Annotated in this window: 12 protein-coding genes; 5 read left to right on the forward strand and 7 right to left on the reverse strand. The window is 40.1% G+C overall.

Going from position 1 to position 13173, the window contains the following annotated elements; translation table 11 throughout:
• Window positions 1–36 precede the first annotated feature (36 nt).
• The 7 genes from SLH46_RS02715 to SLH46_RS02745 all read right to left on the reverse strand — a co-directional run bounded on the left by SLH46_RS02715 (window position 37) and on the right by SLH46_RS02745 (window position 7223).
• Complete coding sequence (locus SLH46_RS02715; protein WP_320279606.1) at window positions 37–1194, reverse strand: glycosyltransferase; 1158 nt, start codon at window positions 1192–1194, stop codon at window positions 37–39.
• A 145-nt stretch (window positions 1195–1339) separates the two neighbouring features.
• On the reverse strand, window positions 1340–2875 hold the full coding sequence (locus SLH46_RS02720; RefSeq protein ID WP_320279607.1) for a glycine--tRNA ligase: 1536 nt from the start codon (window positions 2873–2875) through the stop codon (window positions 1340–1342).
• 360 nt (window positions 2876–3235) lie between these two features.
• Window positions 3236–3511, reverse strand: a complete 276-nt coding sequence (locus SLH46_RS02725) for a DUF4834 family protein (protein WP_320279608.1) — start codon at window positions 3509–3511, stop codon at window positions 3236–3238.
• A gap of 10 nt (window positions 3512–3521) precedes the next feature.
• The gene (locus tag SLH46_RS02730; RefSeq protein WP_320279609.1) at window positions 3522–4808 is read right to left on the reverse strand and encodes a DUF5723 family protein; all 1287 of its coding nucleotides are present in this window, start codon (window positions 4806–4808) and stop codon (window positions 3522–3524) included.
• A 194-nt stretch (window positions 4809–5002) separates the two neighbouring features.
• Window positions 5003–5716 carry a head GIN domain-containing protein gene (locus SLH46_RS02735; RefSeq protein WP_320279610.1) on the reverse strand — a complete coding sequence of 238 codons (714 nt, stop codon included), beginning with the start codon at window positions 5714–5716 and terminating at the stop codon, window positions 5003–5005.
• A 149-nt stretch (window positions 5717–5865) separates the two neighbouring features.
• The gene (locus SLH46_RS02740; protein ID WP_320279611.1) at window positions 5866–6579 is read right to left on the reverse strand and encodes a head GIN domain-containing protein; all 714 of its coding nucleotides are present in this window, start codon (window positions 6577–6579) and stop codon (window positions 5866–5868) included.
• Between the two features lie 155 nt (window positions 6580–6734).
• Window positions 6735–7223 carry a Spy/CpxP family protein refolding chaperone gene (locus tag SLH46_RS02745; protein WP_320279612.1) on the reverse strand — a complete coding sequence of 163 codons (489 nt, stop codon included), beginning with the start codon at window positions 7221–7223 and terminating at the stop codon, window positions 6735–6737.
• Between the two features lie 254 nt (window positions 7224–7477).
• On the opposite strand from SLH46_RS02745, the gene SLH46_RS02750 reads away from it, so the two are divergent.
• From SLH46_RS02750 to SLH46_RS02770, 5 genes are all read left to right on the forward strand, one after another.
• Window positions 7478–9145, forward strand: a complete 1668-nt coding sequence (locus tag SLH46_RS02750; RefSeq protein ID WP_320279613.1) for a S41 family peptidase — start codon at window positions 7478–7480, stop codon at window positions 9143–9145.
• A gap of 234 nt (window positions 9146–9379) precedes the next feature.
• Window positions 9380–10228 (forward strand): mechanosensitive ion channel family protein, encoded by an 849-nt coding sequence (locus SLH46_RS02755; protein ID WP_320279614.1) that lies wholly within the window; start codon window positions 9380–9382, stop codon window positions 10226–10228.
• 23 nt (window positions 10229–10251) lie between these two features.
• The gene (locus SLH46_RS02760; protein WP_320279615.1) at window positions 10252–11193 is read left to right on the forward strand and encodes a mechanosensitive ion channel family protein; all 942 of its coding nucleotides are present in this window, start codon (window positions 10252–10254) and stop codon (window positions 11191–11193) included.
• A gap of 23 nt (window positions 11194–11216) precedes the next feature.
• On the forward strand, window positions 11217–11645 hold the full coding sequence (locus SLH46_RS02765; RefSeq protein ID WP_320279616.1) for a nucleoside 2-deoxyribosyltransferase: 429 nt from the start codon (window positions 11217–11219) through the stop codon (window positions 11643–11645).
• A 120-nt stretch (window positions 11646–11765) separates the two neighbouring features.
• Complete coding sequence (locus SLH46_RS02770) at window positions 11766–13172, forward strand: Gfo/Idh/MocA family protein (protein WP_320279617.1); 1407 nt, start codon at window positions 11766–11768, stop codon at window positions 13170–13172.
• Window position 13173 lies beyond the last annotated feature (1 nt).

Raw genomic sequence — 13173 nt, forward strand, 5'->3', positions numbered from 1 at the left:
CCAATAATAAGTTATGATCAGAACTTTTTTCACAGATTATATGGATACGTAGGTTTGTAATAAATTCTCCACAAACACCTCCCACGAATATTTCTTTTTCTCTTCTGCAGCATTGGCACTAAATTCTACTTCCATATTCAAATCGTAAAACTTATAAATGGCGTCTGCTATTTCCTGTTGATCTGTATTCACCACATAGCCTACTTTCTCGTTTGGTATTAATTCTGATAAACCTCCAACATTGGTAGTTATCATAGGCTTGTTAAAGTGATAAGCTACTTGCGTAATTCCGCTTTGTGTGGCAGTTTTATATGGCTGCACCACAACATCGGAGGCACAAAAATATTTGTGAACATCGGTATTCGGAATAAAGTCGGTTCGCAATACAATATGCTCTTCCAATTTGTGCTTTTTTATGATCTCCATGTATTTATCCGGTTTGGAATAAAACTCTCCTGCAATGAGCAACTTAACGGGTAAGTCACGTAACTGTTTGTCAGCAAAAGCTTCCAGTAGAATATCCAATCCTTTATAATCGCGGATAAAACCAAAAAACAGAATGTAGTTTGTATTTTTTTCGAGACTAAGTTGTTCTTTGGCTGTTTCCTTAAGAATTATCTCACCAAAATTATCATAGAGTGGGTGAGGTGTATATTTACGAGGTTTTACAGTATCGAATTGATTCAGGTCATTCAACACACTTTTCGACATTGTTATAAACGCATCAACATTTTTCACGAAATACTTGGATAATAAAGTATCTCCCGGTTTTTTTTCATGAGGAATGACATTGTCGGTGATGGCGATTACCTTTGTTTTCTTATTTTTTCTAACAATTTTAGAAATTGTTCCCAAACAAGGTCCCATGAAGGGTATCCAATAACGTAAAATCACCAGGTCGGGTGCCAGCTTTTTCAGGTATCTTCCTACTTTGATCCAATTAAGTGGATTAATGGAATTAACCATAACCTCAATATCTAAATCCTCCGGAGCCGCTTCTTCCGAATATTGAGTTTTTCCGGGAAATAGGATAGACGGGTATTGTAGACTAAACGTGTATATCTTTACTTCATCGCCATTATCCATAAAAGCCTTAGCCATTCGCTCGTTGAAGGTAGCAATTCCACCTCCTCTTAAAGGATAAGCCGAACCTACAATCGCTATTTTTCTTTTTCCCTGTTTTTGGTTTGTCATTCTGAAAAGTAATTGGCTGTTATTCCGTTTTGACGGATAAAGATATTAGATTTTGATGAATCAGTTCAGAGCTTTTGTCATTTAATAAAAAGGGGATATGCAAAACTGCTTATCCCCTTAGTGTTTATCTTTCTCAGTTGATTTCTTACAACTTCCCAAACAAGCCCTTATAACTAACCTGTTCGCCAATGATTTTTCCAAGGTCGGCAATAGCAACACGTTCCTGTTCCATAGTGTCGCGGTAGCGGATGGTAACAGTGTTGTCTTCTGCGCTTTGGTGATCGACAGTTACACAGAAAGGTGTACCAATAGCATCCTGGCGGCGGTAACGTTTACCGATCGAGTCTTTTTCGTCGTACTGACAGTTGAAATCAAATTTCAACTCGTCGATAATCTCGCGGGCTTTTTCTGGTAGACCGTCCTTTTTTACCAGCGGCATAACTGCAAGCTTAACAGGAGCCAGTACCGGAGGAAGTTTTAATACCACGCGCGAATCTTTTTCCAATTGCTCTTCGCAATAACTTGCAGAAATTACCTGCAGGAACATGCGGTCGACACCAATCGATGTTTCAACCACAAAAGGAACATATGACTCACCCAGTTCAGGATCGTAGTAACGAATTTTCTTACCTGAGTATTCTTCGTGTTGCGACAAATCGAAATCGGTACGTGAATGGATACCTTCCACCTCTTTAAATCCGAATGGGAATTTATATTCAACGTCAACAGCAGCGTTGGCATAATGTGCCAGTTTTTCGTGCTCGTGGAAACGATAGTTTTCGTCGCCAAAACCAAGTGCACGGTGCCATTTCATACGTGTTGTTTTCCATTTTTCGAACCAATCAAGCTCGGTGCCAGGGCGTACAAAGAATTGCATTTCCATTTGTTCGAACTCGCGCATACGGAAAATGAATTGACGTGCAACAATCTCGTTACGGAAAGCTTTACCAATTTGTGCAATACCAAACGGAATTTTCATACGTCCGGTTTTTTGTACATTCAGATAGTTTACAAAAATACCCTGTGCCGTTTCGGGGCGAAGGAAAATTTTTGAAGCTCCTTCAGCGGTCGATCCCATTTCGGTAGAAAACATCAGGTTAAACTGGCGTACATCGGTCCAGTTTCTTGAGCCTGAAATCGGGCAAACGATACCTTCGTCTTCAATTATCTTTTTTAATTCTGCCAGGTCGTTATCGTTCAGTGCATTTGCAAAACGAGTATGCAGATTATTCCATTTTTCCTGGTTGGCCAGAACACGAGGATTGGTTTCGCGGAATTGTTTTTCATCAAAGGATTCGCCAAAACGTTTGGCTGCCTTTTTAACTTCCTTGTTCATTTTTTCCTCGTACTTTGCCAGTTGGTCTTCAATAAGTACGTCGGCACGGTAACGTTTTTTCGAGTCTTTGTTGTCGATTAACGGATCGTTAAATGCGTCGACGTGGCCCGATGCTTTCCAAATTGTTGGGTGCATAAAAATGGCTGAGTCCAATCCAACCACATTTTCGTGCAACAGCACCATGCTGTCCCACCAGTATTTTTTGATGTTGTTTTTCAGTTCAACACCCATTTGTCCGTAATCGTACACTGCTCCAAGCCCGTCGTAAATCTCGCTCGATTGAAATACATAACCGTATTCTTTGCAGTGTGCTACTAATTTCTTGAAAATATCTTCCTGTGCCATCTAACTATAATTATCTGAATTGTGAACGCAAAAATAGGATAAAATTCTAAAGTACAGGGGAGAGTTCTTAAAGATTAAGGATTAGTGATTAAAGATTAATAGGATATTTAGTGAATGAGTGATTGAGTAAATGAGGAGCGAAAAATCTTTAGCGATTGAATTAGATCGAAAAAAGGTTGATTTTAAGATTGTAGAAGATTGTCAAATTGATAAATTGTAATTTTTGGTTGCCAGGAATATGCTATGTGCTGTGGAGACGGTTTCTGACTTTATGTCTTAAGTTTTGCCTACTGGAATTTGTCAACTGCCAACTCATTTCTGATCAATCCTTCAACAAATAAGTCCTTCAGTCCATGTTCTTTAATCTACCTCCTCAAAGTCAACATATTCGCCATTGTCTTTCTGATTGGCTTTGTTCTGTCCAGGCCTGCCTTCAACCGTAACCTCACCTTCAGGACGTTTGGGCTGTTGTTGCCGTTGTTGTTCCTGCATTTTTTGTTGCATGTTCTTCATCCCTTTGTCGATCAGCTTTGGAAACAGGTAACGTGAAATAAACCGAATGCCAAAGTAAATGATAGCGATAATAAACAGGGTTCTGACAAAACCGACCATGTATAGCGTAATAAATAAAGTCATATCAAAAAAACTATTTTGGTTGTGTTGAAAACAAAAAATTCACACCAAGGCACAAATTTAAATTTTTTGCTTTATACGGTTGCACCAGCTTGAAAATATTATTGGTAGCCAGATAAACTTGTGCCCCTTTTCCGGTGTAACTACACGCAAATCCGGGCAAAACCTGTTCCGCATTGTACAAGTCTAATCCACTGCTTAACTCAAAACGATCGCCGAGCAAAATGTTAAAATAAGCCGATAAATAATTATTGGTCTCTCCGTTATGAAAAGACAAGTTATCGGAGAAATTCAGTTTCATACGATCGTTGAGTTGTTGAGTTGCTATAAAAATTACTTTAAGTGGCAGAAATTGATATTGTCGGTCGGTAAACGCTTCTGCCGTGGTAAGATAAGGTAACGAGTCGGATAATGCCAGCAGAGCCTCTTTGGGTTCGAAGTAGTTTGGAGCATCCGGATTTGATGACTGGTAAAGATTTTCTTCAGTATAATCAATCGATCCGTCGAAGGTATTGTCGTATGCCCTGTATTTTAAGGTGGTAAAACCAAAATCGACTACCGACATGGCAACGGTAGTTTGTTCGTTTGGACTGTAAGTGATACCAAAATCAATGCCTGCCCCCATATTTTTTAACTTAAATAAATAGTCTCCGGCAGTTAGATCGGGTTTTATAATCGTTTTATGAAGAATTGGATCGAATTGAACATCGATTGGCCCTGTAATTTGGTAATTACCACTTGGAATGATTTGCATTAAATGTTGGTCGGGCAGTGTTTGTACGTTTAAGTACATGTTTTCGATGTCGTAATAAAACTTGCCGAACAATATTTTAGGCCGGATTCCAACACTCCACTTCTCGTCAATTTTTTGAGCGTAGGAAAAAGCAAGTTCGCGGTAGATTTGCATTCTTATTGAGATCGGTCCGTATTCCTCCTCTTTTCCGTAATAAGGAATCAGCCCTTGGTCGATGAATTTTAGAATTTCATGATCAAAATTACCGGTGGCCATAATTTTATCCGATACTGAAAAGCTAAAAGTTCTGTTATTATTTGTTAAGCTGAGGTAGACAAGAGGTAGGGTAGCAAACGACGTTGCATCACCGGGTTCGCCCAACGATTGATAAAACTTATCGAAGCTGTAATTAAAGTTTTCCGAAAAAATATAGTTGGGCGAGAAATTGGCATTCCATGTTAGCCTTGCGCCCGATAGTATCGGAATCCCGATTACCAGTTTGTCGGTTTGGTTATGAAAAGCCGGGTTTGTAAGAGAGGACTGACTTACGTTACTTAAAAATTGCACGGGATTTCCATTCTGAGCTTTTGAAGGTAACCAACAAATCAGGACAAGGAAAAATACTATTGCTTTTATTTTTTCAGGGAAAGACATCATGCACTAACTAATAAAACGCAAATTAAAGTTTTCTGTCGAATTCATTAAAAAGCCGGGCATAAAAAAAGGCGGAATTAACCGCCTTGATCATTAAAGTATAATTTTTATCGTCTGTGTACATCGCCACCGCTCGATTCATCAGTGTCCCTGATTTCAGGATCGCCATAGTAAGCTACATCTGCGCCACTGCTGGCGTGGGCATAAATTTCGCTGCTTACGCTAACTGTAATATCAGAACCGCTGCTTGCATCGGCATAACAAATGGCCGACTCCAGGTCTTTTGCTTTAATATCAGAGCCGCTGCTGGCACCAACTTTTAGTGTTTTAACTTTTCCACGGAGCTTTGCATCGCTACCACTGCTGGTATCAACCGACAGATTTTTATAATGTACATCCAATTCAACATCGCTGCCGCTGCTACAACTTACTTCCAGCGATTCGCCTTCAATTGTATTTGTTGTTTCTACATCGGAACCCGATGAAGCCGATAACTTTTCCAGTTCTTTAACGGTAACATAAGCTTTGCGTGTTTCGTTTCCATTGCCCCAGTTAAACCAGTTTTGTCGTTTCATGTAAATTTTAAGTGTTCCGTTTTCTACTTCGGTAACCAGGTCATCAATAATGTCGTCGTCGGCTACTACTTTAACTTCTTCGGCATCGCCCATTGTAAGGTACAGGTCAATTCCTGTCGACACTTTTATGGCATTAAAACCCTTAACCTTGCGGATTTGTGTTTCGTCGCTGTTTCCTGCAAGGGCAGTGCTGTAGCAGGTAACGGCGATCATAAGAAGAATGAGAAAAGATTTGAATGTTTTCATACGATTAATTGTTTAATTAATAAGCATCGTACGGAATTCGCATTTTGATTTTTGTGATTCCGGTTAGATGTTTATTTCATGTGCATTATATGTTTTTCATTTGAGTCTGTTGAAAGGACGCTCTCGTAGTTGGAAAGTTACACTTCCGCTTAATTTTTTATCACATTTCCGCCCGAAGACTTGTTGATTTCGGTATTGGCCGGATCTCCATTGTAAAAAACATTTCCTCCGCTGCTGGCATTTGCCTTTAACATGTTTTGTGAGTTAATCCAGATATTGGCACCGGCGCTTACTTTTGCTACGGTGTTCGCAGTTTTTAGTTCTCCGGCTTTTATGTTTGATCCGGCAGAAGCTTTTCCGTGAAAATCTTCGGCCTGACCCTCCAGCGAAATATTTGATCCGGCAGATGCGCCAACATTTGTTTCTCCGGTTTTTATGCTGAGCCTGATATTACTTCCTGCCGATGCCGAAATGTCGAGTACTTTTGCGACCAAATCATTCTCTGAATAAACGTTGCTTCCGGCTGATGCTTTTATCGATTCAATTTCGGGGAGGGTGACAAACACCTTTTTCTCTTTTGCACGACGGATGTTACTGCTTGTTTTTATTTCGAGAACATCGCCCATAACATCGGTTTCAATCGCCTCAAGCAGGTTTTCATCTGCTTTAACCACTACTTTGAATACGTCGCCCTGGGTTATGTAAACGTTCATTCCACGACTTGCTTTAATCTTATCGAAATCGTTCAAGTTTCTTTCTTGTTCAACCACATTTCCGTTACCGTTTATGGTTGGCGAAAATATACAGGAGGAAGAGCTGAGTGCTAAAAAGATTCCCGTTAGGAGGTAAATAATTTGTTTCATGACTTTTTGTTCGGTTTATAATTCTGAAGCAAATTATCGGAAACCGGCTGAAAATGAGAAATTATTTCGTTGAAACGGGGTATTTTGTCGGTGAGCAGGCATAAAAAAAGCCGGCAAATTAAATTGCCGGCTTCAAAACATCTATCTATTAACCGTTAAGCACCGCGTTTAAAACGATCACGGTTTGTTGGTTCCCTGTCAAAACCTCTGTCTGGGCGGCTTCTCATTTCGTCGAATTTAATACGTTGTTCGTCATTCAGCATCGAACGAATTTCCTGTTGCTGTTTTGCCCTGATCTTTTGAATTTTAGCCTGTACATCTGCCATCTGGTCGATGTTTTTGTTAATGGCATTCAAGTCTGCTTTTTCAGCAGTTGTTAGTGTACGTTGTTTGGCTCTTAATTCGTTTAATTCGTTGCGTAAGGGCTGAGTTTGTTTGGTTGATTCAAGACGAAGCTCTTTAATTTTTTCCTGTTGCTCTTCGGTGAAAAACTTCTCGAAGTTACCTCTGTCTCTTTCGGGGCGTTCGGCCATCATTTCGCGTTGTTGTGGCGCTCTTTCTTGTCTGTCTCGTTGTTGTGCCATCGTTGTAGATGAAATGGCAAAAATTGTAATAAATACTAAACTTAAAATCTTGATTTTCATGCTCTAAAAATTTTTAATTGTTCTGTTTTCGCTTGCTTTGACCTTGTGCCAAACCAATGGTTTAAAAACGATTAATATTTTAATATCCGTTAACTTTTCGGGCTTTTAAATGTTAAAGCAATTACTTAAACAGCTGGTTTTAATATAAATTAACGTAATGTAATGCGCGGGCCGATGACAGATATCAGGTAAGAATTGTTACTTTTGGCAGTTCTATGCAATGGTGCAGACAGTGAATTCAGAAAAGGAGAATTATGAAGAGAAAGATATTAATAGGAATAGCGATAGTTGCAGTTGTTGGTGTTAGCTTTTTTAGCTTCACCCGCGACGAGAAAAACTTTGAAATTGCGAAGAACCTGGATATTTACCATACACTTTTTCGCGAGTTAAACATGTTTTATGTTGATGAGGTAAATCCGAACGACCTGGTAAAAACCAGTATCGATAAAATGTTGTCGTCGCTCGATCCTTACACCAATTATATTTCGGAAGACCAGATGGAAGATTTCCGGTTTATGACCACCGGCGAATATGCAGGAATTGGTGCCATGATCAGTAAACAAGGCGGTAATATTATAATTGCCGAACCTTACGAAGGTTTTCCTGCTCAGAAATTTGGCCTTAAAGCCGGTGATATTATTCTTGAAGTGTCGGGAAAAGATACCAAGGAAATGGGCACTGAAGACGTTAGTGCACTGCTAAAAGGACCGGCCAATAAGCCTGTTACTATTAAGTTGCAGCGTCCCGGCCAGAAAAAAACATTTACAGTTGACGTAATTCGCGAGAAGATCAGTATTGATGCTGTTCCTTATTACGGTATGGTCGATGATAACACAGCGTATATTCGTTTATCGAGTTTTACTGCCAATTGCGGAAACGATGTTAAAAAGGCATTCCTCGATTTGAAAGAAAATAATCCTGATGCATTGATCCTCGATTTGCGTGGAAATCCGGGAGGATTGCTTATTGAAGCGGTAAAAATTGTCAACTTATTTGTTCCGCAGGGAGAAGAAATTGTAAGTACCCGTGGTAAAGTAAAACAATGGGACAAAGTTTATAAAGCGACTGCTGCACCTATCGACACCACCATTAAAATTGCGGTGTTGGTAAACAGTGGTTCGGCTTCTGCATCGGAGATTGTTGCCGGTGCAATTCAGGATCTCGACAGGGGAATTATTGTAGGTACCCGCACATTCGGAAAAGGCTTGGTGCAAACTACACGCGATTTAAGCTACAATACAAAACTTAAAGTTACCACCGCAAAATACTACATTCCGAGTGGTCGTTGTATTCAGGCTTTGGATTACTCGCACCGTAACGAAGATGGCAGCGTTGGGCATGTTCCTGATTCGCTGATTACAGAGTTTTCTACCAAAAAAGGACGTAAAGTTTATGATGGTGGAGGTGTGGTTCCGGATGTAAAAATTGAAGGAGATCAATTAAGCAGTCTTGCCATTGAGTTAGTAACCCGTTTTAAAGTTTTCGATTTTGCAACTAAATATTCGAACGAAAATGAGAGCATTCCGGAGCCGGAAGAATTTATGATTACGGATGATATTTACACGCAGTTTGCCGACTATGTGAAACAAAGTGATTTTAAATACAAGTCGGATTCGCAACTTGAACTGGAAGAGCTCTTAAAAACTGCCAAACAAGAAAAATACTACGGTTTAGCGGAAGAAGAGTTTGAAGCACTGGCTGCTAAACTTGAACCGGACCTGGGAAAAGATCTTAAAGCATTCCGTCCGGAGATCAGTGAATTATTGGAAAGCGAACTGGTATCGCGTTATTATTATCAGAAAGGCTCGATTCGCGCCTCAATTAACGACGATAAAGGCATAAAAGAAACAATTGATGCCTTACACTCTGAGACTGCTTACGCCGGATATTTTCAACCCGGATTAGTGGTGGGAATGAATTAATTCGTAAAAAATTAAATACAGAAAAGGGAGGTCTTAAACTTAAGGCCTCCCTTTTTTCAACTATAATTCTTTTGACTTGTTAAGGATAGTAACAATTCAATCCTTTGATCCTTAAAACCTTTCACATCAGTTTTGTTTTTATTAATTTACTAGCATCTTTTGTTGGTAAGGGAATGATGAATTCTGATAAAGTGGTCTGCGAAACGTCATTCAAAAATAAATGTTTGTATTGGTATGAAATTTAAGGACATTCTGAGCATCGAGTTATATAGTAAAGGAGATTTTACGATTAGCGTTTACAACATCTTTTTAATTCTTGTTGTTGTTATCGCCACTTTTATTGCGCTGAAAATAATCGGGCGTTTTTTTAAACGTTTTATAAAAAAGCAGGAAACCGAACGTCGCTCTTATTGGTCCGTTTATCTCATCCTCCGTTATGTTGTTTGGGTAATTATTATCATTCTGCTGCTTGAATCCTCAGGCCTGAAAATTTCGGTTCTGTTGGCCAGTATTACCGCATTGTTGGTTGGTGTTGGATTTGGTATTCAGCAGTTGTTCAGCGATTTGGCATCGGGAATTGTTTTGCTGTTTGAACGAAACCTGCAGATAAACGATGTTATTCAATTGGAAGACGGTACCGTCGGCCGCGTTATTCATATTGGCTTACGCACATCGAAACTGAAAACCCGCGACGATATAATCTTGGTGGTTCCCAACTCGAAATTTGTAAACGACAAAATCATCAACTGGAGCCAGATGGATTACAATACCCGTTTTTCGGTAAACGTGGGTGTTGCTTATGGTTCCGATACGCAAAAAGTAGCTCAGCTTTTGGTCGATTGCGCCAAACAAAACAAACATATTTCAAATATCCCGAAGCCGTTTGCCCGGTTTAATAACTTTGGCGATTCGGCGCTCGAATTTCAGATTTTCTTTTGGGTACGCGAACCATTTTGGGTGGAGAATATTAAAAGTGAACTCCGGTTTGCTATCGACGATGCATTCCGGCAAAACAATGTGCAAATTCCTTTCCCACAGCGCGATGTGCATATTAAAAGTACGGGCGAAAACCCAAAAGGATGATCGATTAAAATCAGAAAATATTTATGAGGAAAATAGTAAAATTCATTATTCCGTTTTTGATATTGCTACTCGCAATATTCTTTAAAGTTTTTATAGAGAAATATAACCTCGTTGCCGATGATTGGTACGAGTTTTTTAATCGAACCGGCTCAATTTTGTTAATTATAAGTATTGCATGGGCTTCAATTGCAGTGCTTCAGATTTCTAAAAAAATGATTTTGTCGAAACTCGATGTTGAGCAGGAAGATAACCTGAAACAGCGTAAGTTTCTCACTCAATTCAATATCATGGAAAGCATCATTTATTTCCTGATTGTGTTAATTGCTATTGGTTCGGCATTGATGTTATTTAAAGATGTTCGGCAACTGGGAATCAGTCTTTTTGCTTCGGCCGGTGTCGCAGGTATTATTATCGGTTTTGCAGCTCAAAAACTTATTGCAACAGTGCTGGCCGGATTACAAATTGCCATAACACAGCCTATCAGAATTGATGATGTGGTTATTGTTGAAAACGAATGGGGCAGGATCGAAGAAATCACACTTACCTATGTTGTAGTAAAAATATGGGATCAACGTAGGCTGGTTGTGCCGTCGACCTACTTTTTTGAGAAGCCTTTTCAGAACTGGACGCGAACTTCGGCCGAGATTTTGGGAACCGTGTTTTTATACACCGACTACCATGTTTCGTTTGATGTACTGCGCGAAGAACTAACACGATTGCTGGAAAGCACGCCTTTGTGGGATAAAAGGGTAAATGTTTTGCAGGTAACCGATGCCAAAGAATATGGTGTAGAAATTCGTGTGTTGGTAAGCGCAAAAGATTCGCCAACGGCCTGGGATTTAAGAGTTTTTATTCGTGAAAAATTAATCGAATTTATTCAGAAATATTACCCTGAAAGTTTGCCACGTACTCGTGTGGTGTTTGAAAAGGGCGAGGGGAAAGACCATCCTGAAATTGAAAAATAGAACCAAAGAAATAGAACTAAACCATGAAGATTTATTTTGCCGGATCGATACGTGGAGGCAGACAAGATGCCGACCGTTATCAGCAGATAATTGAATACCTGAAAACATTTGGAGAGGTGCTGACCGAGCATGTTGGCGACCCGAAATTAACCAGTGCCGGCGACGATGGCCCAAACGATAAATTTATTCACGACCGCGATTTGGAGTGGCTGAAATCTTCTGATGCAATTGTGGCCGAAGTAACAACGGTTTCAATGGGAGTTGGTTATGAAATTGGTCGTGCTGTTGAAATGGGCAAGCCGGTGCTTTGTCTGTTTCGCAAAGGGGCAAATTCAAACTTATCGGCCATGATTGCAGGTTGCGACGGGCTAAAATTAGCTTACTATTCAGAAATACAGGAGGTTAATGAAATTGTTCTGGAGTTTCTGTCCGGTATTCCGAAAACCAGGTAATTTTAATTTCTTGTTTTACCGTTTCATTTTTTTTCTTTCTCAATGCGTCCTTTTGACAAATTAAACTATCTTGTGTCGAATTTTTGAAAAACATTTGATCACTAATAAAAATCTAAACCTATGGATTCAAAGAAATCGAATCAATTAGACCGAAGGAAATTTCTTGGTCTTTCAGCACTGGGATTATCCAGTCTCACCATCCTTCCAAGTTGGACAATCAACGGAGTTAAAATTGCGCCAAGCGACAGAGTTACAATGGGTTTTATTGGCCTTGGACAGCAAGGTATGAACGATTTTCGCAGTTTCTCTGCAGTTCCCGGAGTGGAAGTAGTTGCAGGTTGCGATGTTGACAGCATGAAAACCGAACGTTTCAAACGTACTGTTGAAGCATGGCAGGAATCACTTGGTTTGTCGGCTCGCGTTGACAAGTACGAACAGTATGAAGAGCTGCTCGAGCGCAAAGATATTGATGCAGTTGAAGTTTGTTCTCCTGACCACTGGCACGCTTTAATGACAATTCATGCATGTCAGGCTGGTAAAGACGTTTACGTTCAGAAACCACTTTCTTTTACGATTACCGAAGCTGAAAAAATGGTTCGCGTGGCAAAAGATACAAAACGTGTTGTTCAGGTAGGTAGCCAGCAACGTTCAAGTGCTGAATTCCAAAAAGCAATAGCATTGGTTCAAAGTGGTGCTATTGGCCACATCGATAAAGTATACGCTAAAGTTGGTGATCCACCAGCACCGCTTGATTTACCAGAGATGCAAGTTCCGGCTAACCTGAACTTTAACCTTTGGATGGGACCATTAAACGATCCTAAAATACATTACCATTCAGATCTTTGTCCTCCTATTGGCCTCGATCCTGCGGAAAGAGAAAAACTTTGGGGTGCATGGCGCTGGTACCGCGAAACCGGTAACGGATTTACTGCCGACTGGGGTGCGCACATGTTCGATATTGCACAAGCTGCAATTGGTATGGACGGTTCTGGTCCTGCAGAAATTATTCCTAAAGGAGTTGACGGTGCAGAATACCTGACTTTTAAATACCTGAACGGTGTTGTAATGACGGAACAATCGTACCTGGAAGATATGCCTGCTGCTCAGGGTATTAAATTCATCGGCGACGATGGTTGGATTGAAGTAGCTCGCGGATACCTGGCTTGCTCGAAATCAGATTTAATTCCTGATGAATTAAGAGGCCGTCGTCCACAAAACCTTACTCCTGAAGAGCGTAAGAAAATGTACGAAGAAATGCAGAAAGCACAGGCTAAAGGTGGCGGTAGCTTCGAAATCAGTTCTCCACATATGGAAGATTTCATCAGCTGCGTACGTTCAAGACAAAAACCTATTGCTCCGGTTGAAGTTGGTGCAAGTACAGCAATCACTTGTTGCTTAGGAAATATGGCCACTGAATTACAACGTTCGGTGAAATGGGACCCTGCAACACATAGCTTCGGAACTGATAAAGAAGCATGGAACCATCGTTTGTATGATTACGAATATCGTGGTTCTTATAAATTATAAT

The sequence above is a fragment of the Draconibacterium sp. IB214405 genome, assembly GCF_033963885.1.
Classification (GTDB): Bacteria; Bacteroidota; Bacteroidia; order Bacteroidales; family Prolixibacteraceae; genus Draconibacterium.